The 25,981-nt window shown below is 38.9% G+C and carries 33 protein-coding genes; 15 read left to right on the forward strand and 18 right to left on the reverse strand.

Annotated features, from left to right (window positions below):
* Nucleotides 1–3 precede the first annotated feature (3 nt).
* From HWV58_RS19665 to HWV58_RS19715, 11 genes are all read left to right on the forward strand, one after another.
* A complete protein-coding gene (locus HWV58_RS19665) occupies nucleotides 4–768 on the forward strand; it encodes a Rossmann-like and DUF2520 domain-containing protein (RefSeq protein ID WP_175635729.1) in 765 nt (254 codons plus the stop codon).
* A gap of 40 nt (nucleotides 769–808) precedes the next feature.
* Nucleotides 809–1,141, forward strand: a complete 333-nt coding sequence (locus tag HWV58_RS19670) for a 2Fe-2S iron-sulfur cluster-binding protein (RefSeq protein ID WP_175635730.1) — start codon at nucleotides 809–811, stop codon at nucleotides 1,139–1,141.
* An 84-nt stretch (nucleotides 1,142–1,225) separates the two neighbouring features.
* Nucleotides 1,226–1,468: a Fe-S cluster assembly protein IscX gene (iscX, locus tag HWV58_RS19675; protein ID WP_124562269.1), complete on the forward strand. Its 243-nt coding sequence runs from the start codon at nucleotides 1,226–1,228 to the stop codon at nucleotides 1,466–1,468.
* Nucleotides 1,469–1,537: 69 nt separating this feature from the next.
* Nucleotides 1,538–2,065: a KdsC family phosphatase gene (locus tag HWV58_RS19680; protein ID WP_175635731.1), complete on the forward strand. Its 528-nt coding sequence runs from the start codon at nucleotides 1,538–1,540 to the stop codon at nucleotides 2,063–2,065.
* 1,009 nt (nucleotides 2,066–3,074) lie between these two features.
* Complete coding sequence (locus HWV58_RS19685) at nucleotides 3,075–3,905, forward strand: universal stress protein (protein ID WP_175635732.1); 831 nt, start codon at nucleotides 3,075–3,077, stop codon at nucleotides 3,903–3,905.
* Between the two features lie 100 nt (nucleotides 3,906–4,005).
* Nucleotides 4,006–4,392, forward strand: a complete 387-nt coding sequence (locus HWV58_RS19690) for a hypothetical protein (RefSeq protein WP_124562272.1) — start codon at nucleotides 4,006–4,008, stop codon at nucleotides 4,390–4,392.
* Between the two features lie 69 nt (nucleotides 4,393–4,461).
* Nucleotides 4,462–5,028 (forward strand): Maf family protein, encoded by a 567-nt coding sequence (locus HWV58_RS19695; protein ID WP_175635733.1) that lies wholly within the window; start codon nucleotides 4,462–4,464, stop codon nucleotides 5,026–5,028.
* A 94-nt stretch (nucleotides 5,029–5,122) separates the two neighbouring features.
* On the forward strand, nucleotides 5,123–5,641 hold the full coding sequence (locus HWV58_RS19700) for a hypothetical protein (RefSeq protein WP_175635734.1): 519 nt from the start codon (nucleotides 5,123–5,125) through the stop codon (nucleotides 5,639–5,641).
* A gap of 48 nt (nucleotides 5,642–5,689) precedes the next feature.
* Nucleotides 5,690–6,076, forward strand: coding sequence for a hypothetical protein (locus HWV58_RS19705; protein ID WP_175635735.1), 387 nt, complete (start codon nucleotides 5,690–5,692; stop codon nucleotides 6,074–6,076).
* 30 nt (nucleotides 6,077–6,106) lie between these two features.
* Nucleotides 6,107–6,592 carry a hypothetical protein gene (locus HWV58_RS19710; protein WP_175635736.1) on the forward strand — a complete coding sequence of 162 codons (486 nt, stop codon included), beginning with the start codon at nucleotides 6,107–6,109 and terminating at the stop codon, nucleotides 6,590–6,592.
* 54 nt (nucleotides 6,593–6,646) lie between these two features.
* On the forward strand, nucleotides 6,647–7,333 hold the full coding sequence (locus tag HWV58_RS19715; RefSeq protein WP_175635737.1) for a hypothetical protein: 687 nt from the start codon (nucleotides 6,647–6,649) through the stop codon (nucleotides 7,331–7,333).
* A 79-nt stretch (nucleotides 7,334–7,412) separates the two neighbouring features.
* On the opposite strand, the gene HWV58_RS19720 is transcribed toward HWV58_RS19715, so the two are convergent.
* The 9 genes from HWV58_RS19720 to HWV58_RS19760 form a co-directional block, all read right to left on the reverse strand.
* Nucleotides 7,413–8,327, reverse strand: a complete 915-nt coding sequence (locus HWV58_RS19720) for a Ppx/GppA phosphatase family protein (RefSeq protein ID WP_175635738.1) — start codon at nucleotides 8,325–8,327, stop codon at nucleotides 7,413–7,415.
* A gap of 175 nt (nucleotides 8,328–8,502) precedes the next feature.
* Complete coding sequence (locus HWV58_RS19725) at nucleotides 8,503–9,216, reverse strand: DUF72 domain-containing protein (protein WP_175635739.1); 714 nt, start codon at nucleotides 9,214–9,216, stop codon at nucleotides 8,503–8,505.
* Between the two features lie 162 nt (nucleotides 9,217–9,378).
* Nucleotides 9,379–10,542 carry a molecular chaperone DnaJ gene (gene dnaJ / locus HWV58_RS19730; RefSeq protein WP_124562278.1) on the reverse strand — a complete coding sequence of 388 codons (1,164 nt, stop codon included), beginning with the start codon at nucleotides 10,540–10,542 and terminating at the stop codon, nucleotides 9,379–9,381.
* A gap of 153 nt (nucleotides 10,543–10,695) precedes the next feature.
* Complete coding sequence (locus tag HWV58_RS19735; protein ID WP_175635740.1) at nucleotides 10,696–11,277, reverse strand: nucleotide exchange factor GrpE; 582 nt, start codon at nucleotides 11,275–11,277, stop codon at nucleotides 10,696–10,698.
* 128 nt (nucleotides 11,278–11,405) lie between these two features.
* Nucleotides 11,406–12,089, reverse strand: a complete 684-nt coding sequence (locus tag HWV58_RS19740) for a cell division ATP-binding protein FtsE (protein ID WP_175635741.1) — start codon at nucleotides 12,087–12,089, stop codon at nucleotides 11,406–11,408.
* A gap of 1 nt (nucleotide 12,090) precedes the next feature.
* Nucleotides 12,091–12,294: a hypothetical protein gene (locus HWV58_RS19745; RefSeq protein WP_039476747.1), complete on the reverse strand. Its 204-nt coding sequence runs from the start codon at nucleotides 12,292–12,294 to the stop codon at nucleotides 12,091–12,093.
* A gap of 51 nt (nucleotides 12,295–12,345) precedes the next feature.
* A complete protein-coding gene (locus tag HWV58_RS19750) occupies nucleotides 12,346–14,289 on the reverse strand; it encodes a gliding motility-associated C-terminal domain-containing protein (RefSeq protein WP_175635742.1) in 1,944 nt (647 codons plus the stop codon).
* 87 nt (nucleotides 14,290–14,376) lie between these two features.
* Nucleotides 14,377–14,802 (reverse strand): hypothetical protein, encoded by a 426-nt coding sequence (locus HWV58_RS19755; protein WP_175635743.1) that lies wholly within the window; start codon nucleotides 14,800–14,802, stop codon nucleotides 14,377–14,379.
* Nucleotides 14,803–14,826: 24 nt separating this feature from the next.
* The gene (locus HWV58_RS19760; RefSeq protein WP_175635744.1) at nucleotides 14,827–15,840 is read right to left on the reverse strand and encodes an acyl-CoA reductase; all 1,014 of its coding nucleotides are present in this window, start codon (nucleotides 15,838–15,840) and stop codon (nucleotides 14,827–14,829) included.
* 78 nt (nucleotides 15,841–15,918) lie between these two features.
* Between HWV58_RS19760 and HWV58_RS19765 the strand changes: the two genes are divergently transcribed.
* Nucleotides 15,919–16,269 carry a 4Fe-4S dicluster domain-containing protein gene (locus HWV58_RS19765; RefSeq protein ID WP_090770007.1) on the forward strand — a complete coding sequence of 117 codons (351 nt, stop codon included), beginning with the start codon at nucleotides 15,919–15,921 and terminating at the stop codon, nucleotides 16,267–16,269.
* A 164-nt stretch (nucleotides 16,270–16,433) separates the two neighbouring features.
* Here HWV58_RS19765 and HWV58_RS19770 read toward each other — a convergent pair whose 3' ends face one another.
* Nucleotides 16,434–16,886, reverse strand: coding sequence for a universal stress protein (locus tag HWV58_RS19770; RefSeq protein ID WP_175635745.1), 453 nt, complete (start codon nucleotides 16,884–16,886; stop codon nucleotides 16,434–16,436).
* A 111-nt stretch (nucleotides 16,887–16,997) separates the two neighbouring features.
* Here HWV58_RS19770 and HWV58_RS19775 point away from each other — a divergent pair, with 111 nt between their 5' ends.
* From HWV58_RS19775 to HWV58_RS19785, 3 genes are read left to right on the forward strand one after another with little or no spacing between them, the layout of a single operon-like run.
* Complete coding sequence (locus tag HWV58_RS19775) at nucleotides 16,998–17,783, forward strand: C40 family peptidase (RefSeq protein WP_175635746.1); 786 nt, start codon at nucleotides 16,998–17,000, stop codon at nucleotides 17,781–17,783.
* Nucleotides 17,784–17,821: 38 nt separating this feature from the next.
* A complete protein-coding gene (locus tag HWV58_RS19780) occupies nucleotides 17,822–18,583 on the forward strand; it encodes a hypothetical protein (RefSeq protein WP_175635747.1) in 762 nt (253 codons plus the stop codon).
* A gap of 17 nt (nucleotides 18,584–18,600) precedes the next feature.
* The gene (locus HWV58_RS19785) at nucleotides 18,601–19,356 is read left to right on the forward strand and encodes a carboxypeptidase-like regulatory domain-containing protein (protein WP_175635748.1); all 756 of its coding nucleotides are present in this window, start codon (nucleotides 18,601–18,603) and stop codon (nucleotides 19,354–19,356) included.
* A gap of 115 nt (nucleotides 19,357–19,471) precedes the next feature.
* Here HWV58_RS19785 and HWV58_RS19790 read toward each other — a convergent pair whose 3' ends face one another.
* From HWV58_RS19790 to hisC, 8 genes are all read right to left on the reverse strand, one after another.
* Nucleotides 19,472–20,368 carry a WD40 repeat domain-containing protein gene (locus HWV58_RS19790; RefSeq protein WP_175635749.1) on the reverse strand — a complete coding sequence of 299 codons (897 nt, stop codon included), beginning with the start codon at nucleotides 20,366–20,368 and terminating at the stop codon, nucleotides 19,472–19,474.
* 82 nt (nucleotides 20,369–20,450) lie between these two features.
* On the reverse strand, nucleotides 20,451–21,053 hold the full coding sequence (hisIE, locus tag HWV58_RS19795) for a bifunctional phosphoribosyl-AMP cyclohydrolase/phosphoribosyl-ATP diphosphatase HisIE (protein WP_175635750.1): 603 nt from the start codon (nucleotides 21,051–21,053) through the stop codon (nucleotides 20,451–20,453).
* A 60-nt stretch (nucleotides 21,054–21,113) separates the two neighbouring features.
* Nucleotides 21,114–21,869: an imidazole glycerol phosphate synthase subunit HisF gene (gene hisF / locus HWV58_RS19800; protein ID WP_175635751.1), complete on the reverse strand. Its 756-nt coding sequence runs from the start codon at nucleotides 21,867–21,869 to the stop codon at nucleotides 21,114–21,116.
* An 88-nt stretch (nucleotides 21,870–21,957) separates the two neighbouring features.
* Entirely contained in the window at nucleotides 21,958–22,161 is a 204-nt protein-coding gene (locus HWV58_RS19805) for a hypothetical protein (RefSeq protein WP_175635752.1), read from the reverse strand.
* A gap of 46 nt (nucleotides 22,162–22,207) precedes the next feature.
* Nucleotides 22,208–22,957 carry a 1-(5-phosphoribosyl)-5-[(5-phosphoribosylamino)methylideneamino]imidazole-4-carboxamide isomerase gene (hisA, locus tag HWV58_RS19810; RefSeq protein WP_124562288.1) on the reverse strand — a complete coding sequence of 250 codons (750 nt, stop codon included), beginning with the start codon at nucleotides 22,955–22,957 and terminating at the stop codon, nucleotides 22,208–22,210.
* Between the two features lies 1 nt (nucleotide 22,958).
* Entirely contained in the window at nucleotides 22,959–23,552 is a 594-nt protein-coding gene (gene hisH / locus HWV58_RS19815) for an imidazole glycerol phosphate synthase subunit HisH (RefSeq protein ID WP_175635753.1), read from the reverse strand.
* A 184-nt stretch (nucleotides 23,553–23,736) separates the two neighbouring features.
* The gene (gene hisB / locus HWV58_RS19820; RefSeq protein ID WP_175635754.1) at nucleotides 23,737–24,870 is read right to left on the reverse strand and encodes a bifunctional histidinol-phosphatase/imidazoleglycerol-phosphate dehydratase HisB; all 1,134 of its coding nucleotides are present in this window, start codon (nucleotides 24,868–24,870) and stop codon (nucleotides 23,737–23,739) included.
* The gene (gene hisC, locus HWV58_RS19825; protein WP_175635755.1) at nucleotides 24,870–25,910 is read right to left on the reverse strand and encodes a histidinol-phosphate transaminase; all 1,041 of its coding nucleotides are present in this window, start codon (nucleotides 25,908–25,910) and stop codon (nucleotides 24,870–24,872) included. Before hisC ends, hisB begins: the two co-directional genes overlap by 1 nt.
* Nucleotides 25,911–25,981: the final 71 nt, after the last annotated feature.

Below are 25,981 nucleotides of genomic sequence, written 5' to 3' on the forward strand. Positions count from 1 at the left end.
CACATGAAAATCGTTTTATTAGGTTCGGGTAATGTTGCTACACATTTAGCAAAAGCTTTAAAAGCCAAAGGCGAAGATGTGGTGCAGGTGTACAGCCCAAACCTGGTTAATGCAAAATTGTTAGCTGATAGCATAACCGCTGAGGCGATAAATGATTTAAATGCGGTTAAAACTGATGCCGATTTGTATATCATTTCGGTTAAAGACGATGCCATTGAAAGCATTGCTGCCGGGTTAAAGGCGGTAAGCGGTTTGGTGGTGCATACCTCGGGTACAACCGATATAAAAGTGTTATCGAACCAGGTAAAACATGCAGGCGTTTTTTATCCATTGCAAACTTTTTCTAAAACGAAGGAGGTATCTTTCGATCGAATTCCGCTTTGCATTGAAGCAACAGATGCTGCCCAACTGGATATTTTACACAAACTGGCATCCAAACTGAGCCAATTGGTTTACGAACTGGGTGGCGATAAAAGAAAAGTTTTACACCTGGCTGCCGTTTTTGCCTGTAATTTCCCCAACCATTTATATGCATTAGCCAACCGGGTATTGCAGCAAAATGATCTGGATTTTGAAATCATCAGGCCATTAATAGCCGAAACAGCTGATAAGGTAATGACTAACCTGCCCGAAAATGTGCAGACCGGGCCGGCGGTTAGGGCCGACGAAACCACTATAAATAAGCACCTAAGCATGTTAAACGACATGCCCGGGTTGCAGGAAATTTATCAAACATTAAGCAATAGCATAAAATTAATGCCGAAATAGCATTTTTACGGCTTTTGCTTATTACTTTTGCAAAATAATTATGAGCATTTTTAAACTAAAAATAAATTTTGAAGAAGCAGATCACGAACCTGTAGAATTACCTATTGCTGCTGGTGAATCTGTTTTAGATGTTTGTCTGGATAACGGAATTGAATTACAACACAATTGTGGTGGTGTTTGCGGTTGCAGTACCTGCCATGTGTATGTAACCAAGGGTATGGATAATATCGAAGAGATTTCTGATAAAGAAGAAGATTTTATCGATAGGGCAGTACGTCCTAAAATTACTTCCCGTTTAGGCTGCCAGTGTATAGTAATTGATGGAGACATCGAAGTTACAATTCCGGATCAGTCTGGCTTCATGGGGCACTAATTTAGTCCTAATTCGAAAGTCTTTAGGCTGAAGTCTGGAACTTTCGAACATTAAACATTTCAACTTTACAACAAGAAACAAAACATGAACAACGATAAATTTGCCTTACCTTTTTACTGGAACGATTACGAGGATATTGCAATGTCCTTATATGAGAAATTTGGTGATGATTTTTCAGAAACCAAAATTTACCGCATCCGCTTTACCGAATTGATCGACTGGGTTTTAGAATTACCAAATTTTAAAGGAACACGCGAAGAAAGCAGCGAAGGTCATTTAGAGCAAATCCAATCGGCCTGGGTGTACGAGTGGAGAGATAATCAGTAATTAGCTATGAGTTCGGAGCCTTCAGTCTTGAGGCGGCTCCAACGCTCAAATCCATACTCCCAACAAAACATGTTTCTTCAGAAGCTAAAAGAGATTACCACTTTCATTTTTGATGTTGATGGTGTATTAACAGATGGATCTGTTCAGGTTACTGATAACGGTCAATCGTTGCGCACCTTTAACATTAAGGATGGTTATGCCATGCAATTGGCTGTTAAACGTGGTTACAACATCTGCATCATTTCGGGTGGAGATGGGATTGCCATGGGCAAGCGCTTTTTTAACCTGGGGGTAACCGATGTTTTTTTGGGAACTGGCGATAAGGTAGCCGTTTTTAACCAATACTTAGCCAATAAAAATATTACTGCCGGAGAAGTGCTTTACATGGGCGACGATATTCCGGATTTAAAAGTAATGAAGCTGGTTGGGCTCCCAACCTGTCCGGCTGATGCCGTTGAAGAAATTAAAGCCATTTCTACCTTTATTTCGCCTTATAATGGTGGTAAAACCGCAGTACGCGATATTATCGAAAAGGTAATGAAAGTACAAGGCAAGTGGCACGATGAAAACCCTAATGCTGCCGATTCGGGGGTATAGGTTTATTAGTTCATTAGTTCATTATTTGGTTAAGCGGTTAACTGTTTAAATTGGTTAACTGTCTCCCAACTCCGAACACCCAACTCCAAACTTGTTCAATCGTCATTGCGAAGCAGGGCCGGAGCTAGCTGAAGCAATCTATTTAAAGGTCAACTTACTCCCAACTCGAAACTTGTTCATCGTAACTGTAAACTGCCAATTGCAAACTGTATCGTCGGTTAACTGTCTCCCAACTCCGAACACCCAACTCCAAACTTGTTCAATCGTCATTGCGAAGCGGGGCCAGTGCGAGCTGAAGCAATCTATTTAAAGGTCAACTTACTACCAACTCTAAACTTGTTCATCGTAACTGTAAACTGCCAATTGCAAACTGTATCGTCGGTTTACTGCCTCCAAACTCCAAACGCCCAACTCCAAACTTGTTCAATCGTCATTGTGAAGCAAGGCCGGAGCGAGCTGAAGCAATCTATTTAAAGGTCAACTTACTCCCAACTCTAAACTTGTTCATCTTAACTGTAAACTGCCAATTGCAAACTGTATCGTCGGTTAACTGTCTCCCAACTCCGAACACCCAACTCCAAACTTGTTCAATCGTTCATTAGTAAGACGCTTCTTATTAGGTCGCCATTATCCCAAATCGTCATTTCGAGCGTAGCCGAGAAATCTGTTTGAATAATCAAGCCATCTAGCATTTTTAACAAAAGTAAGAGAGCTGAGAACGGGGTAGAGCTCAGTGTGCTAAATCTGCTAAGAGATCTCTCCATTTCGCTGCGCTCCAGTCGAGATGACGTATTTCTATTATACTCATAACAATAGCTGATTCTAAACTGCAATAGGAGATCTAGTTCTATTGCAACATCACCTGCAACATCAATCAGTATTGACCTTACCATTATAATTCTCATTCTTCAAAATTTGCATTCTACTTGATTATATGCGAAATTTACATTGATAAATTAATCAATCGATTGATTAATTTATCAATGTAAAAAACATTAACTTTAATCATATGAGCACATACCTCGTACCTGTCGATTTTTCCAAAACAGCAGATCACGCTGCTAAATATGCGGCCAGGCTAAGCTTCGCCATGACCAATGCTAAAATAATTTTGCTCAACGCCTATTACGTTTCAGAATGTGAAAGCATTCTGCCTACACCTGATATGCTGATCACCACCGACGATCGCATTGCAGACGAAATTTCTGACAGGCTGGCTGCTTTAGAAAAACTTAAGGCCAAACTACTCGAAATCAATCCTCAGGTAGAAGTAGAAGTTTATTTAACCCGCGATACCATTTTAAGATCAGTAATTGATCGGGTAAACCGCGAAGAAATAGAACTGATTATTATTGGTAGCAACGGTAAAAAAGCCAAAGATGAAAGCGATATCGGCTCTAATGCCATTAAAATTTCCAAATCGAGTCCGGTGCCGGTGCTGGTTGTGCCCCCTAAAGCTGATTATCAATCCATCAGGAAAGCAGTTTTAGCCTGCGATTTTAAAAAGGTTAAAGAAGTTATCCCAATGCGTGCCCTTAAAAATATCCTGAGCAAACATGCACTCGAACTTTTGGTACTCAATATCAATTCAGGGCATCATATCGATCGGGAGGAGGAACATTTTCTGCATGATATGTTAAGCGATTTTTCGCCGGCTTACCATTATTCAGATCATCCTGATACCATTAAAGGAATAGTGAAATTTGCCAAAAACGAAGCAGCACAACTCATTATCGCATTGCCTAAGAAGTATAGTTTTTTCGAGAGTTTGCTGCATGAAAGCGTTTCGCAGAAGCTAACCATCAAATCGCATGTACCGGTATTGCTGCTTAAGGATTAAAAGTAATAACGTGCAACAGCTAAGTTACATTTCGCCATTAAACTATTAATTTTTTTTAGACTCCAACCAGTCAATTTTCAACCAAAAAACAACAAAAAACATGAAAAAATTATTAATGATCTGCGGATTGATGCTAGGTATAGCTGGTTTCGCTAATGCACAACAAGGTGGTGGACAAGGTAGAATGATGATGAAACCTGAAGAACGCGTAAAACAATTAGACGAAAAATTAAAACTTTCTGACGATCAAAAAACAAAGCTTACAACTGTTTTTACCGAACAGGCAGAAGCGATGAAAAAATTTCGCGAAGAAATGCAAGGTGGCGATAGAGATGCAATGAGAGAGAAAATGCAAAAAATGCGTGCAGAGAACGATGCAAAAGTTACTGCAGTATTAACCGACGATCAGAAAAAAACTTACGAAGCCTGGCAGAAAGAGCAACGTGCCGAAATGGAAAAACGCAGACAAGGTGGCGGAAATAATTAATCTTTGAAAAATATCAAATAAGAAAAGCGGCTTTAGGTCGCTTTTCTTATTTTAGCGGAAAATTAAGATATGCCTGTTCAATTTCCACCGATTATTTTAGCCTCTAAATCGCCGCGCAGGCAAGAACTTCTAAGCCTGATGGGGCTCGATTTTAAGGTTGAACTGAAAGATGTGGATGAAAGCTATCCTGAAGGCCTTAGCCCTGCTGAAATTGCCGTTTACATAGCCGAACAAAAAGCCAAAGCCTTTACTGCTGATGATGCCATCGTAATTACTGCTGATACCATTGTGGCCTTAAACGGCGAAATTTTGGGTAAGCCTGCAGATCGGGCACATGCACAAGAGATGCTCAAAAAATTATCGGGCAGCAAACACGAGGTTTTTACGGGTGTAACGTTGGTTAAGGGCGACAGGATGTATTCTTTTTATGATCAAACTGCAGTTACCTGTAAAGCCGTTACAGCTGCTGAAATAGATTTCTACATCGATAATTATAAGCCCTTTGATAAGGCCGGAAGTTATGGCGTGCAGGATTGGTGGGGAATTGTAGTGGTTGAACGCATTGAAGGCTCTTATACCAATGTAATGGGGTTACCAACCGAAAGGCTATACAACGAATTGCTGAAATTTGTTTAACAGCTAAATATGCTAAATATTTGCCATATTGATTATGGAAAATATTTAAAAAGCTCATCATCTGTTTCAAATGCTAATCTAAATTATAGCCATTATGAAACAGATCCTGATTTTGCTGATTTCTATTTATTCATTTAACTGCTCAGCACAAACCGAATTCCAAAACACCGATAATACCCTTATTTATCCTGACAGTACGGTTAAAAAGTTGAAATTCATTGTCGACTCATTGAATTTGAAGTTCAAAGTCTGCGATCTTAACCGAACATTCCACGCAAAACCGCAAACCAGAGCTAACTACATATCGTTTTCGGGAAAAAATATAATTGAAGCAAAAAAAGATCTTGAAGCTAATATTTCGTGGGATAGCTTTTTAAAAAAGTACCCTAATGTAAAAGCTGAAAACGAATTGCTGATAATTAAATTCAGTTATAAAAACTATCAGCAAAAACCGGTTATAGAATTTAGCAGCATGGAGCTGAATGGTAAATTTCAGCATAGTCTTGTTTTTGAACAGCATCTGGATCGCTATGCGGTTATTCCGAAAAATTCGTGGATTATGCTTTACGAGCCTGCCACCAGGTATTCAACCGAATCGTTAAGTGCATTTTAAATTACTGAAGATTTTAAACAAAATCCGCTTCCGGCGCATTACGCTAAAATGTTTCAGTATTCGGATTGTTTAATTGATACCTCTACTCAAATCTTCGCTAAAAAGGCAATAAGAAGTGGCGTATACTACAATGCAAAACAAACTAAGATAGGGGAGTTTGAAACCTATATTTTTGGAAAAACACAGAGGCCTGTTTATGCGAGTGAAGATAAAAACTATAATAAAAAGATAGAATTATGGTATTCGAACAAGGCCTCCAAAATTGACAGCTTAAGGAAACAGGATGGCCGTTTTACTGAGCTGTTTAATGCAGCACTTGCTGAGGCGATAGAAAAAGGTGGTGGTAATGATGATTTTGAAGAAATGGTGGCCTTATATCACAATAAAGAAATGGCCCTTCAATTAAAAAGAAACAGGATTGTTGTTGGCACGTGAAGTATGGATGATAGTCCGAGGCGACATGCCATGAATATTGCCAAACTCTCGGCAGAGACAGCCAAATGGGAGATATTTCTCCGGGCTCATCTTGATATTATGAACGATCGGTTTGATAGAATGAGTGATGGAAGTTATGCCCAGGCCGGACGAAAAACATATATCCGCGAGCTGGAAGTTTTAGATATTAATGTACTCGATTTATTGCTCGGAATTAGTTTGCGCGTTGAAGACGCAAGCAATAACCACTATTATGGCAGCATTAGCAGATTGGGTAGGGCATTGTCAGAAACAAAAGATAGGACCATTATTGAAGACAAAATGTTAAGCACTATTGCCGACAGTAACCTTGACGACTACAACAGGATGCTGATTTATTACCTGTATCTTAATTATAATGGAAATTTAAGCGATAAAACGCTACAGAAAGCCAATTCGAAAAAGCTGGATTTAGCTGTTAAAACTTTGCCAAACTATTTAGCAAGTAAGTTAGGTGCCAATGAAAAAGGTAAATAATTTTTTTGTTATGGAATTTTTTAAGGATTGTCATCATACCTGAAACCAACACCAATGAAAACAAGAATTTCCGAAATAACCATAGCCGAACCCTGCACGCAAAACTGGGATGAAATGGAAAAAGGTGCAGGCTTTAATTTCTGTACGGCCTGCAGTAAAAATGTAATCGATTTCTCGGGTTATACCAACGCCCAAATCATTCAAACACTGGCGGGCGCCAGTTCAACGGTGTGTGGACGCTTGACTCAGCTGCAATTAAACCAGCTCAACTACCATTTAATCGTTGTACCTGCAAAGAACAGGAACTGGATGAAATACCTGGGCGTATTGGCCATTGGAGCGAGCATTTTAACACAGAGTACACATGCAACACCAAAAAGGGAATCTGTTGAGCTTATTAAGCCAAAAAACGATCATCAGGCAAATAAACCTGATGAGCCTGTTATTTTGAGAACATTTTATGGTTATATGTTTTTGAAAAATAACAACGCCAATGTTCCAATGGCTGGTTTAAAACTCAGGTTAAAAGGTACCAACCTTACCACAGTTACTGATAAAAACGGACGTTACGAATTTAAAGTAGACGACAGTTTATACTGGAAACATAATGAGTTAATTGCTGAAGGCAGCGAATACCTGGTTGCACTTAAATTGGATAATAAAACTGTTAAGCAGCAAGATTATTATCCATATAAAGCAGAATATGCAATTATGGGCAAGATTAATGTTTCCTATAAATAGCCCTCTTATTAAAAAACACTAAATATAAATTACGCTTTCATTCTCTCAATGATCTGTACATTTTGTATGGATCATTTTTTTATATCTGGCTGGCCAAAACGCCCATTTTTAGATCATAAGTAGAAAGTGTAAGCCTGTTTATTTTACAACGGCCTAAAACATAATTCGTAATCAGGGAGGCAATTACAATCATATCTACCCGTAGCGGAATAATTCCGGGCATTTCTACCCTTTGCTGGTGGGTAGAGTTGATCAGCCTCAGCGCTATTTCAATGTAATCATCATAGTTAAACAGATAGGTTTTGATCTGTGCAATATCTATAGCCTCGTTATGCTTTCGGGTAAGGAGTTCGGCGAAGGTTTCGAACGCACCAGCCGAACCAATTAAAATTTGCGGTTTATATTTTTCACAGATTTCAAAAAGATCTGTCAGTTGTTCCTGAATGCGAAAGAGTATGGCTTGTTTATCTTCGTCAGAAAGGGGATCAGATTTAAAGAACTGTTGCATCAGGCGTGCCGCCCCAATGTTATAGCTTTTTTTCCAGATCAACTGTTCCGCGTTGCAGAGAATAAATTCTACGCTGCCACCACCAATATCCATAATTAGCGATAGCTCTTGTATGGCACCACTTAATTTTACGCCCTGGTAAATTAATTCGGCCTCTTCATCGCCGCTAATCGTTTCGATACTGATGCCGGTGGCTTCTTTAACAGCCTTTACAAAATCATTTCCATTCCCGGCGCTTCTCACTGCCGAAGTTGCAGTTGCCCTTACACGATCTACATTATACTCAGCAATAGTATTTTGAAAGTTTTTAAGGCAGTTTACACCTCTTTCAAAAGCAGCTGGGATAATAACATTATCGTTAATTCTGCCTTCACCCAGCTTAACCGGAACATTGGTTTTGTACAGAATTTCAAATGTAGTTGTATTTACTTCTGCAATAAGCAAATGAAAGGTGTTAGTGCCCAGATCGATAACAGCAATGCGCATAATAGTAGGTTTGTGAAAACAAAAATAAAGGACCTTCGGTACTGTAAGTCCTGCTATCCGTTAAATTTTGTTATTGTTGGTGCTAAATTAAGGTTCGTATAACAAAATATCATGGTTAACGGGCTTATTTTATTTCAGTTTTACCATTAGGTATATAAAATAGCCTGAAAATTTATTACACTGCCATTTGTAATTGTCTGGCATTATGCAGTGCCGCTGTGCCCCATGTATTGTTAAAATAAACATAAACTTCCTTAATATCTGCTTTAATTTGCATGGCGAAAGCATCAATCAATGCTTTATCATATTCCGATTTGTAAAGTACGGGCTTGCCATGAAAGCGATAATACACCTTATCCGTATTTTGGATCACCGTATCTGGTAGATCAGCAGGGTAACTCTGACCGCTAAAAATAATGTCACATTGAGAAAGTTCCTGATAAATCTCCTCGTTAAACCAGCTGAGATGACGAAACTCTACAACATTCTGAAAATCGGGATTTAGATTTTCGATTAGCCTGGCCAGCCGATCGGTTGTATATTCAAATTTGGGTGGAAACTGAAATAATATACAGCCTATTTTCTCTTTTAAGCCTGATTGAACTGCGGCATAAAAATCGTTAATGAGTGTTTTACAATCATTAAGTTGTTTATAATGTGTAATTAAACGTGGAGCCTTGATGGTAAAAATAAATTCGCCGGGACTTTCATCATACCATTTGTCGAATGATTTTTGAGGTGGCATTTTATAAAAGGTAGAATTGATTTCTATCGTATTAAAATGCTCACAATAATACTTAAACCAATCTTTTTGCACCAAGCCTTTCGGATAGAAGACTTCTTTCCATTCGCGGTAATAAAAACCAGAACAACCAATTCGCCATTTCATTTACAGAAAACAGTGTATATACTGAAAGGTTTATTAGAAACGAAAATGGTGACAGATTACATAAAGTGAATATTATCACTCTTTCTCTCGAGCCGAAATTACGCCTTGAAAACAAAAAACCGATGCTTGCGACACCGGTTTTTTAAATTTATGTGGAATTAATTACTCAAAATATTCTTTCATTCTTTCGAAGAAGCTCTTGTCGTTTTTGCCAGGTTGTGGCTTAAAGTTTGGAGATTCGCGTAATTTCTCTAAAGCACTGCGTTCATCGCTGCTTAGCGCTTTAGGTGTCCAGATGTTGATGTGGATAATTTCATCACCTCTGTGGTACGAGTTCACCTCTGGTAAACCTTTGCCTTTTAAACGCAATAGTTTTCCGCTTTGGGTACCCGGATCAATTTTAATTTTGGCTTTACCATCAATTGTAGGTACTTCTATGCTCATTCCTAAAGCAGCATCTACAAAACTTAAGTGTAAATCGTAAACAATATTGTTGCCTTCGCGTTTTAAGGTTTCGTGTGGAGTTTCTTCAATTAAGATAATCAAATCGCCCGGAATACCGCCGTTTGGTGCTGCATTTCCTTTACCGCTCATGCTCAGTTGCATGCCTTCGCTCACACCTGCAGGAATGTTAATGGTAATAGTTTCTTCACCACGTACCACGCCATCACCATGGCAAACATTACATTTAGCTGTAATTTGCTGACCGCTTCCGTTACAGGTAGGGCAGGTTGATGCAGTTTGCATCTGGCCTAAAATGGTATTGGTTACCCTGCGTACCTGGCCGCTGCCACCGCAAGTACCACAAGTACTTACCGATGATTTATCTTTTGCACCAGAACCGTCGCAGGTTTTACATACAATCAGTTTATTAACCTTAATTTTCTTTTCAGCACCGTGCGCAATTTCTTCAAGTGTTAATTTAACCTTAATGCGTAGGTTAGAACCTTTAGCTACACGTCGGCCACCACGTTGCTGGCCACCGCCGCCACCACCAAAAAAGCTTTCGAATGGGTTATGACCACCAAAAATATCCCCAAAATTACTGAAGATATCATCCATGTTCATGTTGCCACCACCATAACCACCAGAGGCACTGCTGCCTACACCGGCATGGCCAAACTGATCGTAACGCTGTTTTTTCTCCGGGCTGCTTAAAACTTCGTATGCTTCTGCAGCTTCTTTAAATTTATCCTCAGCGGCTTTATCTCCCGGGTTTTTATCTGGGTGATATTTGATCGCCATCTTACGGTAAGCTTTCTTTATCTCGTCAGCAGCTGCGCTTTTGGTTACGCCTAATACGTCGTAATAATCTCTTTTACTCATTTTCTTTATAAACGTTAAAATGTTTGAAGGTTGAAACGATCAACGTTATGCTACCCAACAAACATTCTATTTATTATTTTATGGTTTGGAACTGGTTATTGAAATTATTGTCTACAACATTCCAACCGATAACCTTCCAACTTTTCAATTTTTCTAAGCGCCAACTACTACTTTAGCAAAGCGGATTACATTATCATTTAAAGTATAACCTTTTTCAACCTCATCAATAACCTTACCCTTTAATTCTTCGGTAGGGGCAGGGATATTGGTAATGGCCTCGTGGAAATCGGTATTAAAAGGCTGGCTGATGCTTTCTACATCTTTTAAACCTTTTTGCGCCAAAGTGTTTTTTAATTTGGTGCTAACCAATAAAACACCTTCTTTAACCGGAGCAACCTCACTTGCGCTTTCCATTGCTTTTAATGCACGGTCAAAATCATCTAAAACCGGTAAAAGCGAAACAATTACATCTTTACCAGCGGTTTGTAACAACTCTACGCGTTCTTTTTGTGTACGGCGTTTGTAATTGTCAAACTCTGCATATAAACGCAGGTATTTATCATTAAGTTGTTGAACTTCTGCCTGTAATTTCTCTTCAGCAGTTAGTTCCGGAGCCTGCTCAGTTACATTTGCAGCAGCATCAGTATTTTCTACATTTTCAGTAGGATTTTCTGATGTATTTTCAGTATTCATTATATTTTCTTCTTTATCGTTATTTTTCTTCTTATTAAACATAATACCAGGCTGAATTTTTTTGTGTTAATCTCAACTATTTTGCCATAAACGGAAATCAGCCAAGCTGTCAGATTTATTTGTAATTATCTGAACAGTTTGGCTGATTAGCTGACGGATGTCAGAATTTTTTATGCTATTTGTGCATCTTCGTGAACAATACCATTTTCGCATTTGATGATACGCGATGGGAAAGTACGTATGATGTGGTAATCGTGTGTAGCCATTAAAACGGCGGTTCCGGCCTGACTGATTTGTTTCAATAGCGTTACAATTTCTTCCGAAGTTTCGGGATCTAAGTTACCTGTCGGTTCATCGGCCAATATAATTTCCGGATCGTTTAACAAGGCCCTTGCAATTACGATGCGTTGCTGCTCGCCACCAGAAATTTCGTGTGGCATTTTTTTAATCTTCGAGCGTAAACCCACTTTATCCAAAACATCTTTTACGCGCTCGTTAATCAGCTTTTCGTCTTTCCAGCCAGTAGCTTTGAGTACAAATTCGAGGTTTTTTTCAATTGTCCTGTCTGTAAGAAGCTGAAAATCCTGAAAAACCACACCCAGTTTACGACGTAAAAAAGGCACCTGGCTTTCTTTCAGGTTTTTAAGGTCGAAGCCTGCAATGTTACCTTCGCCGCTACCAATATGCAAATCGCCATATAATATTTTAAGCAAACTACTCTTGCCCGAACCGGTTTGACCGATTAAGAATATAAATTCGTCTTTTTCGATGTGTAAATTTACGTTTGAGAGTACCAGATGTTTCTGTTGAAAAACATCAACATTGCTTAAATGAATTACTGCGTTACCTGTCATATTATATTTCTAATTTTGCAATCTGCCCAAAAGGCAGGTCTTTAACCATTTCCATAATGTAATCCTGTTTGTCACCCAAACCCAGTTTTTCCAACGATTTATCAGGCCTGTCTACCCTAAAATAAGCTAAAAGTGTAAACTTGTCATCTCTTAACTGTACGTAATCCGGAATTTTGGCTATGCCTTTAACTTTAACGATATACATTGTGCTCAAAAATAGCATTTCCAAATGATAAGCGAAAGTATGAAGCCCTTTTTATCTGACCAACATGAGCCAGCCGGTGTAGGTTTGGAAATCTTCGTTTAAATAAACCGAATAATAATACACTGCAGGAGGAAGTTCTTTCCCGTTCATTTTGCCATCCCAGGGCTTAAATGGTCCGGTACTTTGGTAAACCAGGTTGCCAAAACGATTGATAATTTTGACTACCGGATTAGGGAATGACGCTGCTGCTGGTATATTCCAGGTATCGTTTACGCTATCGCCATTTGGTGAAAAAGTGTTGGGGATAACCACTTTTGGATAAACAGTTATGGTAACATCATCACTACTGCTGCTGCAGCCCGAATTTGAGGTAGCGTGTAAAGTGTAGGTGATATCGCGCGGTGGTGTAGCAACAGGGTTTAGTTTAGTTGGATCATTAAGATAATCGGCAGGTGTCCATAAATAGGTAACATCTCCAGAAACCTTACCACTTAAAGTTATTTTTTGCCCATCTACGATCTTCTGATCCGCTCCGGCATCTGCCAAGGCATTTTTATTTACATTAATGGTTATTTGCGCTGTTTCGGAGCATGTGCCGTTGGTAACTTTTACTGTATAGGTGGTGGTTTCGGTAGGGGAAGCAACAGGGCTAGCACTTTTAGGGTCTGACAGGCCAATGGCAGGTTGCCAAAGGTATTCGGTGCCACCAGCTGCTGCTAACTGGATTGATTTCCCCTCGCAAATAGTAGCTGCTTGTATGTTGGTTGTAACCTGTACAGGATCGTAAACCAGCACATGGGTTGATGCGTTTGCTGAACAACCATTTGCCGAAACAGTAACCGTATATTCGCCGTCCATGGCTTTGGTTGCATTAATGAATGTTGGACTTTGGGCTGTTGATGTAAACCCATTTGGCCCGGTCCAGCTGTAGCTTGTTCCACCCGATGCATTTAGTTGAATGGTGTATCCAATACAAAAAGGACCAAAATTTTCAGCTTTGGCAATGGGCAATGGGTTTACCATTACTGTTATGGGATCGGATACTGCCCGACAGTTCACTTTATCTATATTTCCGTTTATGGCAGTAATTAAGCGGTATTGGTAGGTTCCAACTGGTTTGTTTAAAAAATCGATTGTAGCCTGTTTTGTAGTTGCTGCAGGAATATCAATCCAGCCAGAACCTGTTTTTTCTTGCCACTGATAAACCGGATTGTTATACTCTGGCGAAATATTAGCATCTACCGTAAAGTTACCAGTATTGCCCACACACATATTTAATGAAGTGTTGTTGAGGTTGAAAAAGGGGGTGATGCCTGGACCGCAAGCCTGTACGGTAATATCGTCGAGCGCAAAATCATTACCACTGTTGGTCTGTGTGTCGTTTATCAGTTGCAGCGTTACAGTAGAATTGTTCCCGTTGCTAAAATCGAGCGAATATTGATGCCACCTTCCATCTGCTGTAACATTTCCGGTTGAAGTACTGCCCAAAAGATTGCTATTGGGATCAATTACCTTTAAAATCATATTGGGTGGCTGGGCATTTGCAGCGGCCGAATTGGTATTAAGTACCCAAATAGATAAACGCAAAAGGGTATTTGGACAAAGATTATCCATGCTTTGTTCAAAGAACACTGTTTTGGTAGCTATACCATCTATTAAAAGCATTAATCCATTGCTATCGCCGGTATGGTCTGCATGTGGTTGCCAGTAACTAGGGTAGGGATTGCCTGGAGTAGCTGGTGTTTTAACCAAACCTGATTGATTTGGCGCTAAAGCTCTTGAATTTGGCCCAGGAGGCCCCATGAAAGTTGTAAATGTAGTTGCTCCCGGAGCATATTGCGCTAACGGACCATACCAGTTATCGGTATTATTACCCTGTCCAAAAGTCTGGTTAATTAAAGGCTGACCAAAAGTGCCTATACATACCTGTGCCTTAGCAAAATTTGCAAATAGGAAAATGCAAAGAAAGGATAACGCTTTTATGAAACGATACATCTACTGGCTCAGGTGAATCAGCGAATATCTAAATAAAAAATTATAATTCAATTTAAATATTAACTAGCTTTTTGGTCAGTTTATTAGCTATTTGTCTATAATAAAATTGGTGAGGTAGTTTGAGATATTATTTGATATAATAGGATTAAACAGGAAGAATTTTGTCTCTATCTTTCGCTTTTTTAGTGATTTGTAAGCCGCTATAAAATGTTTTAGCTCTTCTGTAGTTAATGATGAAAATGCATTATAAACGGTGAAATTTTTAAAATCCTGAAAATTTAATTTTGCCTTTGTTTTTTCAAGTTTATCGTTAGTCCATTTATTTTTTTTAGAAATATTATCAATTTGAGAAATACAGGATCTTTCGAACAGCACTTTATAACTACTAACTTCCATTAGCTCATCTATTAAAAGCTTGTTAGAATTTGTAGGCTCTGCCATGGCTGGAGGACCTTGAGCTTTTACAATTGAAAACGTAAAAATAAAAAAGGCGATGAGCAGTAAATTTTTCATAAATTAAAATTAATGCAAATAAGTTTAAAATCTATTCAAAAACTCAATTGTATTTACATTATCGGCATAATCCCAAAGTTTTGGGTGTTGGCTTTGGCCGAAATCAAAACTGGCTACATTTATTGGCGTTTTGGTAACCACGCATTGAATATCTGCTGCTTTATCTTTCAGTTTATTTTCTACATCCTGAAGGTTTTCGTACTCCTCGTAATAAAGCACTGCTAAAGGCGAAGCCAGGCTTTCGTCTTCTTTTAATAATAAAAAACCATTATCGAAATGTTTGGCGGCATTTACCAGGTAAATAGATTTATTGTAATCGTAATTGTTTTGGTATTTAAAGTGGTTAATGATTTGATTGTTGCTTTCAATGCCTTCGTATAAGTGGGCAATATCGTAACCTTTCGGGAAATATACTTTAGAAACATTTCTGCAACCTAATCCAAAATAGTCGAAAATATCGGCTCCTAAGTTTTGGATATCCTCTTTACTTTCGGTGCCATCCAAAATGGCAACGCTGTTTCTGTTTTTGCGGATAATGTTGGGCACTTTGCTAAAATAGTAATCGAAATACCGCGATGAATTGTTACTTCCGGTGGCAATTACAGCGTCAAAGTCTTTTAAACGCTCTACATATTCAATTTTATCTGCAAAGGCAGGTTCGATATTAATTAACTCCTTAATAACAGTTTTAATCAGTTTGTCGTCAGACGAAGAAAGTTTAATTAGCGCAATATTTCCTGTAGCTAAAACGCTTAAAACATCGTGTAAACCCACCAGAGGAATATTGCCGGCAAGGATTAGCCCCACTTTTTTAGGCAATGTACTAAACTTTACTGATTCGAACCAAAGTGCTAAATCGGCCTCATTTAGCATGGCTGCAAAAGATAAAACAGATTTTTTTATATTTTCTTGAGTGAACCATGCATTGGCACTTTCGGCACTATAAAGTGCATTTCCTAGTATGTCAGTAGGGTTTGTAAGCTTTTTACCTAGTTCACCAAATGCGATTATTGCTTTTTCTTGAGTTAATGCTGACATATTTAGAATTATTATTAATTGATTATATCTTATATTTGCAGCGCAAAGGTAAACTAAGCAAAAGAATTAGACGAAAACATGGCAATTAAAATAACAGATGAGTGTATAAATTGTGGGGCATGTGAACCAGAATGTCCAAATAACGCAATTTACGATGCCGGAACTGCATGGCGTTTTTCTGATGGTACCAATTTAAACGGTATCATTGATTTTGGTAATCAACAAATCGAAGCTGATGCAACTCAGGAAGCAGTTTCAGACGAAGTATATTATATCGTATCGGATAAGTGTACTGAATGTAAAGGTTTTCATGATGAGCCTCAATGTGCGGCAGTATGCCCGGTTGATTGCTGCGTAGATGACGAAGATATCCGCGAAACAGAAGAAGAATTATTGGCTAAGAAAGCCTGGTTACACCAGGAAGGTTAATAATTAAAAGATATTAAATTAAAAAGTCTCGGTTATTAATCGAGACTTTTTTTTGTGCTGGTTCTTAAAATAACCAATTATCAATAAATCAATTTTCAAACTGTATAAAACACCAGGTTTAGACGAACGTAGTGTTTGATTATTGTGATTTGAATATTGGTTATTTAATCCACCTCACACTTATTAGGGATAATCAAAACCGGACAAGCTGATTTCCGTGCCACATGTTCGGCTACGCTTCCCATCAAAAAATGGTATAATCCGGTTCGGCCATAGGTTCCGATTACAATCAGGTCAGATCCCCATTCGTCTGACTGCTGGATAATGCCATGTGCTGCGGTATCTACAATGCTTAAATAGGTTGTTTTAATATCCCTGCCATATTTTGTTTCCATTTCTTTGAGCAAAACATGACTGTTCTCTTCGCTATTGTCGTAGGTTTCTAAAAATACTGGTGCCAATGTTAAATCGGGATTTACGTTGGCTGGGATAGGCTCGATAATATTAACCAATGCTACTTCTGCTCCAAATTTTTCTGCCATGTCGTAACCGGCTTTTGCCGCTTTTTCTGAGCAGGTGCTATTATCAACGGCAATTAATATTTTTTTAAAGTTCATAGCGTTTATATTTAAAAGGTTATCATCATAAAAATAACAAATTTGCAGGCAAAATGTTAGGCAATGGATGTATTTTATTAGTTTTACTCTACTAATTTACAGGTACATTAAATGGAAAACCAATACGGTATTTGCAGGGTTGCTGTGGCACCTTTGCGGGCAGATGCATCAGATCGATCAGAAATTGTATCCCAACTTTTATTCGGCGACCACGTTGAAATTATCCAAAAGGAAGAACGCTGGTGGCTGGTTCAAAACGGATACGATGGTTATGAAGGCTGGATGGATTTCAGGCAGCTGGCACCCATTAGCCAGGATCAGTTTGCCGAAATGCACGATTGCCATTTGCTGGCACCTTTAAGTTTTAACAACACCTTAACGGCCGAAGACGGGAGTTTATATCACTTGTGCCCGGGTAGTAACCTCGCGTTTTTAAAAGATGGGATTTGTTACGCCGGAGCTGAAGCATATAAACTAGGCTTTGATGCGCACGATAGTCAGAAAACAGATTTTAAGGCTGATGTTACAGCTACAGCCAAATTTTTCCAGAATATCCCTTATCTGTGGGGTGGGCGGAATTTATTTGGATTAGACTGCTCAGGTTTTACACAATTAGTATTTAAACTGCTGGGCATCAAATTAAACCGTGATGCTTCGCAACAAGCCGAACAGGGCGAACTTGTGGGGTTCCTGGCCGAATGCAAACCCGGCGATGTTGCTTTTTTCGATAACGATGAAGGTAAAATTACGCATGTGGGTATTATGTTAAGTGCTAACGAAATTATCCATGCTTCTGCCAAAGTGAAAATTGACCCGATTGATGATCAGGGGATTTTTAATAAAGAGCTTGGCAAATATTCGCATAAACTTAGAATTATAAAACGGTTTGTGGAATAGTGGCTTGAAATGTATCTTATTAAAAAGATCATTTTTTTATGCCAGCTAAGTTTAAAATTCAAATCTCTAATCCTTGTCATGAGGAATGGGACGAGATGCAACTTGATACAAAAGGTAAATTTTGCGGTTCCTGCCAAAGGGCTGTAATAGATTTTACTCAGTTTTCTGACCGCGCCTTACAAGATTGGTTTAACCAAAATCAAGGTGAAAGCTGTGGCAGGTTTAAACAGGAGCAGCTTGATCGGTATATTGGCACCAAGAACAGATCATTTTTTGCGATTTTTAAACCTGGATTAATTGCAGCTTCGGTTTTTACATTTTTAAGTGCGCCTAAATTCACCTATTCAAAAAATATTAATTTATTAACGCCGGTACTTAATGCTCAACATCGGCAAATTTCTGATGAAAAGGATGGAGCATATACTTTTATAAAAGGAAGCGTATATGATCAGAATGGGATTGGCCTGAACAATATAAATGTCGAATTAAAAGATCAAAACATTTATACTAAAACGGCAGCCGACGGGTCGTTCTACATCAAGATTAAGAAACCCAGGAACAGGACTATTTCTGGGTTAATCTTTACATCAAATTCTTTTGAAACTAAAATGTGTTTATTCCTTTTAGGTGAGGAAAAAGAAATTTTGGTAGTATTACAAGCTGTAAATAAAATGGATTTTTCAAGACAAGTGGCAGTCGATGAGTTAAGTGCTAAACTTGTTGGAAGGCTTGGCGGTATTTCAATAAAAACAACGTTAACCAGAAGAATTGCAAGCAAGGTTTTAAAAATTTTTAGATAATTTGATAAATTGAATTTATGAGTTCAGGTTTTAAAATCCATATTCCTAATCCTTGTTTCGAAAAATGGGGGGAGATGCAAGCCAACGCAAAGGGTAAATTTTGCGGTTCCTGCCAAAAGGCAGTAATAGATTTTACTCATTTTTCTGATCGCGACTTACAAAATTGGTTTAACAAAAATCAAAGCGAAAGCTGTGGCAGGTTTAAACAAGATCAATTGGACCGTTTGATTCAGGGAAAATCAAATTATACGCTTACTAAATTTAAGCCAGGCCTGGTTGCTGCTTCTTTATTGGCTTTTTTAAGTTTTCCGAAGTTGAGCAAAGGAGAAATTGTAAAACCATCGATAATTCAAACTGAAAAAACGCCCACCAATTTTGAGGAGAAGATTCAGGATAAAGAATTTTCTGATTCACTACGGGTTATAAAAGGAAAAATTACAGATAAAGATAAATTGGCATTGCCAGCAGTAAGCATCCGTATTTTAGGAGAAAAATATGGCTGTTCGACCAATGCAAACGGCGAGTTTTCGCTTACTTATCTTGTTCAAAAGGAAATTGATTTAAAAGAACTGGAGATAAGATACATAGGTTGTGAAAATAAAAATGTTAAATTCAAATCAACTGATGCTTATCTTAATATTACATTAAACGAAGATCCAACTGCGTTTATGGGTGATGTTGTTGTTGTGAGGACACCATTTTGGAGAAAAATCTACAATAAAACGCGAAATCAATTAAGGGATATTAATCCATTTTATAAGAAGCTGAATTAATTTTATAAAAACGCTATCGTCATGCTGATCTGATAGCTATCGGATTTGTTTCAGCATCTTCAATTAGAGGCCCTGAAATGAATTCAGGGCGACGACTACTCTGAATAATTGTAAATTATTCCATCTCCCAAATCATCACCTGTTTATCATCCCCTGTCGAAATAAGGTATTTGCCATCATTGCTCCAAACAATTTTATTAATGGAATGGGTATGGCCGATTCCTGCTTTTTCGAGACTTAAAATTTTATACAGTTTGAAGTTTTCGGCATCCCATAACTTAATGCTCTTATCCTGACTGCTGGTTGCAAAATAGGGCAGCGTAGGATGGAAAGCAATGTCGTAAACAGTAAACATATGGGCCGGAACGGTTTGCAGCAGCTCATAATTTGGCAGACTCCATATTTTAAGCTGTGCATCGCGGCTTCCTGAAATTAAATACCTGCTTTCCGGATGATAGGCCAAAGCAGTTACCGGAAGTTTATGTCCTTCGAGGTTTTGTTTCAGGCTGTAATCGCTCAGGTTATAGACTTTAATCAGATGGTCTTTACAGCCAAAGGCAATCTCCGTTTCATCCGGAGAGAGGGCAATGGTTCGTACGGTGTCATAAGCCGCCTGGAAGCGGTAGATCTCTTTAAAATCGGTTAAGGACCAAACCGCAACTGTTCCATCTTCGCCTGTGGTAATGAGCTCATTTTTGGACTGAACAGTTTTAATGTTGAAAATCGGTTTCAAATGCGCGTTCACACGCACAACCACTTCCTGTTTGTTTAAATCGTAAACACTAAATGCGCCACTTCTTTCGCCCACAAATAACTGATTGTTATAATAGTGCAGGTAATAAACAGAGCTTTGCACGGGCATTTTAACCTTAACAAAAGCCATCTGGGCTAAAGACCATTCTACAATGCCTTTATCGTTACCGGCACTAAAAAATATATCATCATGATCGGAATGTGCAAGTGCATATACCGGATTTTGGTGGCCTGGAAGGGTTTGTATGTGTTTTAACATTTTTTGAAATTTAAGCATAAAGCTGAAAGACCAAAGCGAAAGATAAACTAAGGCTTTCTCCTTTCAGCTTTTACCTTTACGCTTACTTATGTCTTTTCTCTAAATTCTTAGCAATATCCTGAATTGATAAGCCTTTTTCTTTTAGCAAGAACATCAGATGGAAAAGCAGGTCTGATGCTTCGCCAATAAGTTCTTCTTCACTTTCAGCAAGTGCTGCAATTACGGTTTCAACACCTTCTTCGCCAACTTTCTGCGCAATTTTATTCAAACCCTTACTGCGCATTTTGTTGATGTACGAACCTTCTACAGGATTTTCGTACCTGTCGTTGATGATATTTTCCAGCTCAAAAATAAAATTCTGGTTGAAATCTGTTTTAAAACAACTGCGGCTACCGGTATGGCAGGTAGGGCCTACTGCATTTGCCTTAATCAAGATGGTATCATTATCGCAATCAACAAAAAGTTCTTTTACGTACAAAAAGTTATTGCTGGTTTCTCCTTTCGTCCAGAGGCGGTTTTTTGAGCGTGAAAAGAAGGTTACTTTGCCTTCGGCCTGGGTTTTCTCCAAAGCCTCTGCGTTCATATAGCCCAGCATTAAAACCTCTAAGGTTTTGTAATTCTGAATAATTACAGGCAATAAACCTGCAGTTTTATCCCAATCAAGGGAATTGGTATCGATTGTCATTTTATTTCTTTATTTCGGAAGAACAGACTCATGACTATGGACTGCTGACTCCGGACTAATTTATATTCTTACCGGAATCTGATTTCTTCTTAATTCCTGTTTTAAATCGGGGATCAAAATTTCTCCGTAGTGAAATACCGAGGCGGCCAATGCGGCATCTACGTTTGCTTTTTGGAAAACTTTGGTAAAATGATCCATGTTACCGGCACCGCCCGAAGCGATAATCGGAATGTTAATTATTTGATTTACCTTACTTAGCAATCCGCAATCAAAACCCGCTTTAGTCCCGTCGTGGTCCATTGAGGTTAACAGGATTTCGCCAGCACCTAAATCTTCTGCTTGTTTAATCCAGTTTTCTGTTTCCAGTTCGGTAATTAACCTGCCACCATTTAAATGTACCATGTTTTTACCGTCAACATGTTTGGTATCGACCGCTAAAACCACGAATTGTACCCCGAAAGTTTTAGCCAGTTCTTCAATCAGTTTAGGATTGCGAACAGCTGCCGAATTGATGCTGATTTTATCGGCACCAGCGTTTAACAAGGCTTCAGCATCGGCAATTTCCGTAATTCCTCCACCAATGGTAAAAGGAATGTTTAATTGTCTGGCAACCGATTTAACCATTTCGATCATCGTTTTGCGACGCTCGTGTGTAGCGGTAATATCGAGGAAAACCAGTTCGTCGGCCCCTTGTTGTGCGTATTGGGCAGCCAGTTCAACCGGATCTCCCGCATCGCGTAAATCAACAAAGTTTACACCCTTTACCGTGCGGCCATCTTTAACGTCAAGACAGGGTATTATTCTTTTACTTAGCATTTGTTTTGGTTTTCGTCATTGCGAGGCAGGATAACATAGCGATTGTTGTAGGATTGCTTCGTGCCTCGCAATGACGGATATTATTAAATTAAATTTTTACGTATCCAACGATTAAAAGTGCAAGTCCAATAAGAAAAAACGGGCCGCAAAGAATAAAAGAATATTGACCTGTGATGCTCATTATATTATTGAAATCGCCACGATAGGTAAACATATGGATTCCCCAAATTGCCATGATAATACTCACTGCAACTAAAGCTATTCCTGAATAAAATATTGTTTTACCTTTCATTGCTGGAGATCCTTAGTTTATGAGGATGACATAAATATTTATGCAATTAAATCGAGCTCAAAGCCTTCAAATTCCACTCTTTAATCTCTTCGATGGTGATGCGGTTTTCGTAAATCGCTTTTCCAACCACTACGCTCCTGATTGGGTATTTAGCCAATTCGTAAATATCATCCATTGAACTTACACCACCAGAAGCAATCAATTTAATCATTGGCGAGTGTTCCAGTAGTTTTTCATATAAATCGATGGCTGCGCCACCTAATTTTCCATCTTTGCTGATATCGGTACACAGGAAACGGAAGAAACCCAGCGAAAGGCATTTATCCACATAATCCATCAGTTTAATCGGCGAGCTTTCCATCCAGCCCGAGTATTTGATCACTTCATCCAGCACATCGATTGCAATAACAATACGGTTGGCGTAATCGTCTTTTTTGGCGAAAGCCTCGCTTAACGAAGGAAGGAAATCAGGATTGGTAATGGCCTGAGTACCGACAATTACCCGGTGAATACCAGCATCAAGCAAGTTGGTAACCTGTTCAATGGTACGGATACCGCCGCCATACTGCACCCTCATTTCTGTTTTCTTAATGATCTCGAAAAGTGACTTCTGGTTGCTGAAATCGCCTTTTGCACCATTCAAATCGATAATGTGGATGAAATCTGTACCGTTAGAACGGTATTTTTCGATCATCTCGGCAATGGAAACATCGTATTCCGTTTTTTGGTTGTAATCACCTTCACGCAAACGAACAACCTTTCCGTCTAAAATATCAATAGCAGGTATTATATACATTTTATAAGCTTAAGTTTGAAAAATTCTTTAATATTAATTCACCGGCTTTTCCAGATTTCTCCGGGTGGAACTGAACACCGTAAAAATTATCTTTTTGTACTGCTGCCGAAAACTTTAAACCATAATCAGCAGATGCAATGTCAAAAGTAGGGTTATATTCAATAAAGTACGAATGCACAAAGTAAAATTGTGTATTATCTTCAACACCTTCAAATAGCGAATTGTTTTGGGGGCTCACCGCATTCCATCCCATGTGTGGGATTTTGATATTCAGTGCTTTATCAAATTTTTTGGTTTTTACAGGTACAATGTCTAAGAGTGCAGCATCGCCTTCTTCCGAATGTTCGGTAATGAGCTGCATGCCTACGCAAATGCCCAGCACCGGTTTGCTGAGCTTTTTAATCGCTTCAACCAGGCCCGTACCTTTCAGTTTTTCCATAGCAGCACCTGCATGGCCTACACCCGGGATGATGATGTGGCTATATTTTTCCAGGTCAGCTTCTGTATCAACCATGCCATATTGCAGGTTTAGGCGATCTAAAGCTGCGGTAAGAGAGAAGATGTTACCTGCTCCGTAATTTACTATTCCAATCATAATTTAATAATTCAGACTCTTTTTTAAAGGTTTGAAAATGAATGCCAGTTTTTTATAGGTTCTGCAGTCCCGCTATCGCTTATAGTCCTCGCTACGCTACGGGCTATTCCGCTCTATCGGGTTTATTTAACAACGAATGAGTTTCAAAACCCTCCGCCTTAAACCTTTCTGCTTTCTACTTTGCTTACAGCAGCCCTTTTGTGCTTGGCAATACCATTTTCTCGGCATCGCGTTTTACCGCCATTTTAATGGCTTTGGCAAATGCTTTAAAAATCGCTTCAATTTTGTGGTGCTCGTTGTCACCTTCGGCTTTGATATTCAGGTTACATTTTGCGGCATCGCTAAACGACTTAAAGAAATGATAAAACATTTCAGTTGGCATATCACCCACTTTTTCGCGTTTAAACTCGGCATCCCAAACAATCCAGTTTCTGCCACCAAAATCGATAGCCACCTGTGCCAGGCAATCATCCATCGGTAAGCAAAAACCATAACGTTCAATTCCTAATTTATTGCCTAATCCTTTGGCAAAAGCTTCACCTAAAGCAATTCCGGTATCTTCGATGGTGTGGTGCTCGTCAATATGCAAATCGCCTTTGGTAATTACCTCCAAATCCACGCTTCCGTGTCTGGCAATCTGATCAAGCATGTGGTCGAAAAAGTTCAATCCGGTTTCAATTTTTGCTTTTCCGGTACCGTCTAAATCAAGGTTAATGGTGATGTCGGTTTCGTTGGTTTTGCGGATCTGGCTAATTTTTCTGCTTCCTGCTTTCAAGAGATTATAGATATCTTCCCATTTTTTCGTTTCTAAAATGATAATATCTAAAAGCGTTTCATGTTTGTCCAACGCTTCGGTAGAACCAAGTGCATCATTCTGGCGGAGGAAAATTGCTTTAGCACCTAAATTTTTCGCCAGCACCACATCATTTAAGCGGTCGCCAATTACATAAGAGTTTTTTAAATCGTAATCGCCATTCAAATATTTAGTAAGCAAGGCGGTGCCAGGTTTGCGGGTAGGGGCATTATCTTTTGCAAAAGTACGGTCAATCACAATCTCACTGAAATTAACACCTTCTCCTGCGAAAGTATCTAACATGAAATTATGGATCGGCCAGAAATTTTCTTCCGGATTTGAGGGAGTGCCCAGTCCATCCTGATTGGTTACCATTACCAGTTCGTAATCCATTTCGCTGGCAATTTTCGACAGATAATATAACGAGCGCGGATAAAATTTTAGCTTGGCAAAACTGTCTACCTGTTCATCATCCGGTTCAATGTTCAGTGTGCCGTCGCGATCGATAAATAATACTTTCTTCATTATAAATTTTTTAATACGGTTAACAGTTTGTCATTCTCTTCTTTTCTGCCCACGGTAATGCGTAAACAACCTTCGCAAAGTGTCACTTTTGAACGGTCGCGCACAATGATTCCTTCCTCTACCAGATCATCATAAATTTTAAGTGCATCGGTTACTTCTGCCAATACAAAATTTGCATCAGAAGGATAAACTTTGGTTACGATTTCGAGTTCGTTTAAAGCGATAGATAAACGCTGTCTTTCGGCAACAGATTCTTTAATCCATTCGTTAACTTGTGAGATGTTTTTTAGCGCTTCAAAAGCTAAATCCTGCGTGGCCTGATTGATGTTATAAGGTGGCTTAATTTTGTTTAAAACATCGATCACTTTTGTTGATGAAAATGCCATGCCTAAACGCAAAGCAGCAAGTCCCCAGGCTTTCGAAAAAGTTTGTAAAATTACCAGGTTTCCGTACTCGGTTAACTCTTGTATAAATGTTTTTTGACGGGCGTAATTGATGTAGGCTTCATCTACCACAACGATGCCATTAAAGTTGGCTAAAATCGTTTCGATATCTTCGCGGTTTATCGAATTTCCGGTCGGATTATTTGGCGAACAAATGAAAATTAATTTCGTGTTTTTATCAATCGTTTCTGCAATCTTTTCCATGTCTAACTGGAAGTTCGGAAGCAGACTAACTTTGCGGATTTCTACATCATTTATATTCGCCGAAACTTCGTACATACCGTAAGTTGGCGGCAAAATAATTACGTTGTCTTTACCTGGATTACAGAAGGCACGAAACAATAAATCGATGGCTTCGTCGCTGCCGTTTCCTAAAAAAGTATTCTCAATGGGAACGCCTTTTATTTTGCTTATTGCATCTTTTAAATCCAGTTGCAACGGATCCGGATAACGGTTGTAATTGGCTGGTAAAGGCGAGCCATAACTGTTCTCGTTGGCATCTAAAAAAATCGATGCCTGGCCTTTAAATTCGTCCCTTGCAGTAGAGTAGGGGCGAAGGTTTTTTATATTTTCTCGTACTAAATCGTTAATGTCCATTATTTGAGGTAAAAGGTAAAAGGTAAAAGGTAAAAGGGATTGGCGATTCGCCTAAAGCTTTCTACGTTATA

The organism is Pedobacter ghigonis (genome assembly GCF_903166585.1).
Taxonomy (GTDB): domain Bacteria; phylum Bacteroidota; class Bacteroidia; order Sphingobacteriales; family Sphingobacteriaceae; genus Pedobacter; species Pedobacter ghigonis.

Bases quoted from the DNA above. Each gene is read 5' to 3' on its own strand.
- HWV58_RS19665 (WP_175635729.1), top strand. From the start codon at position 4: ATGAAAATCGTTTTATTAGGTTCGGGTAATGTTGCTACACATTTAGCA.
- HWV58_RS19670 (WP_175635730.1), top strand. From the start codon at position 809: ATGAGCATTTTTAAACTAAAAATAAATTTTGAAGAAGCAGATCACGAA.
- iscX (WP_124562269.1), top strand. From the start codon at position 1,226: ATGAACAACGATAAATTTGCCTTACCTTTTTACTGGAACGATTACGAG.
- HWV58_RS19680 (WP_175635731.1), top strand. From the start codon at position 1,538: ATGTTTCTTCAGAAGCTAAAAGAGATTACCACTTTCATTTTTGATGTT.
- HWV58_RS19685 (WP_175635732.1), top strand. From the start codon at position 3,075: ATGAGCACATACCTCGTACCTGTCGATTTTTCCAAAACAGCAGATCAC.
- HWV58_RS19690 (WP_124562272.1), top strand. From the start codon at position 4,006: ATGAAAAAATTATTAATGATCTGCGGATTGATGCTAGGTATAGCTGGT.
- HWV58_RS19695 (WP_175635733.1), top strand. From the start codon at position 4,462: ATGCCTGTTCAATTTCCACCGATTATTTTAGCCTCTAAATCGCCGCGC.
- HWV58_RS19700 (WP_175635734.1), top strand. From the start codon at position 5,123: ATGAAACAGATCCTGATTTTGCTGATTTCTATTTATTCATTTAACTGC.
- HWV58_RS19705 (WP_175635735.1), top strand. From the start codon at position 5,690: ATGTTTCAGTATTCGGATTGTTTAATTGATACCTCTACTCAAATCTTC.
- HWV58_RS19710 (WP_175635736.1), top strand. From the start codon at position 6,107: ATGAATATTGCCAAACTCTCGGCAGAGACAGCCAAATGGGAGATATTT.
- HWV58_RS19715 (WP_175635737.1), top strand. From the start codon at position 6,647: ATGAAAACAAGAATTTCCGAAATAACCATAGCCGAACCCTGCACGCAA.
- HWV58_RS19720 (WP_175635738.1), bottom strand. From the start codon at position 8,327: ATGCGCATTGCTGTTATCGATCTGGGCACTAACACCTTTCATTTGCTT.
- HWV58_RS19725 (WP_175635739.1), bottom strand. From the start codon at position 9,216: ATGAAATGGCGAATTGGTTGTTCTGGTTTTTATTACCGCGAATGGAAA.
- dnaJ (WP_124562278.1), bottom strand. From the start codon at position 10,542: ATGAGTAAAAGAGATTATTACGACGTATTAGGCGTAACCAAAAGCGCA.
- HWV58_RS19735 (WP_175635740.1), bottom strand. From the start codon at position 11,277: ATGTTTAATAAGAAGAAAAATAACGATAAAGAAGAAAATATAATGAAT.
- HWV58_RS19740 (WP_175635741.1), bottom strand. From the start codon at position 12,089: ATGACAGGTAACGCAGTAATTCATTTAAGCAATGTTGATGTTTTTCAA.
- HWV58_RS19745 (WP_039476747.1), bottom strand. From the start codon at position 12,294: ATGTATATCGTTAAAGTTAAAGGCATAGCCAAAATTCCGGATTACGTA.
- HWV58_RS19750 (WP_175635742.1), bottom strand. From the start codon at position 14,289: ATGTATCGTTTCATAAAAGCGTTATCCTTTCTTTGCATTTTCCTATTT.
- HWV58_RS19755 (WP_175635743.1), bottom strand. From the start codon at position 14,802: ATGAAAAATTTACTGCTCATCGCCTTTTTTATTTTTACGTTTTCAATT.
- HWV58_RS19760 (WP_175635744.1), bottom strand. From the start codon at position 15,840: ATGTCAGCATTAACTCAAGAAAAAGCAATAATCGCATTTGGTGAACTA.
- HWV58_RS19765 (WP_090770007.1), top strand. From the start codon at position 15,919: ATGGCAATTAAAATAACAGATGAGTGTATAAATTGTGGGGCATGTGAA.
- HWV58_RS19770 (WP_175635745.1), bottom strand. From the start codon at position 16,886: ATGAACTTTAAAAAAATATTAATTGCCGTTGATAATAGCACCTGCTCA.
- HWV58_RS19775 (WP_175635746.1), top strand. From the start codon at position 16,998: ATGGAAAACCAATACGGTATTTGCAGGGTTGCTGTGGCACCTTTGCGG.
- HWV58_RS19780 (WP_175635747.1), top strand. From the start codon at position 17,822: ATGCCAGCTAAGTTTAAAATTCAAATCTCTAATCCTTGTCATGAGGAA.
- HWV58_RS19785 (WP_175635748.1), top strand. From the start codon at position 18,601: ATGAGTTCAGGTTTTAAAATCCATATTCCTAATCCTTGTTTCGAAAAA.
- HWV58_RS19790 (WP_175635749.1), bottom strand. From the start codon at position 20,368: ATGTTAAAACACATACAAACCCTTCCAGGCCACCAAAATCCGGTATAT.
- hisIE (WP_175635750.1), bottom strand. From the start codon at position 21,053: ATGACAATCGATACCAATTCCCTTGATTGGGATAAAACTGCAGGTTTA.
- hisF (WP_175635751.1), bottom strand. From the start codon at position 21,869: ATGCTAAGTAAAAGAATAATACCCTGTCTTGACGTTAAAGATGGCCGC.
- HWV58_RS19805 (WP_175635752.1), bottom strand. From the start codon at position 22,161: ATGAAAGGTAAAACAATATTTTATTCAGGAATAGCTTTAGTTGCAGTG.
- hisA (WP_124562288.1), bottom strand. From the start codon at position 22,957: ATGTATATAATACCTGCTATTGATATTTTAGACGGAAAGGTTGTTCGT.
- hisH (WP_175635753.1), bottom strand. From the start codon at position 23,552: ATGATTGGAATAGTAAATTACGGAGCAGGTAACATCTTCTCTCTTACC.
- hisB (WP_175635754.1), bottom strand. From the start codon at position 24,870: ATGAAGAAAGTATTATTTATCGATCGCGACGGCACACTGAACATTGAA.
- hisC (WP_175635755.1), bottom strand. From the start codon at position 25,910: ATGGACATTAACGATTTAGTACGAGAAAATATAAAAAACCTTCGCCCC.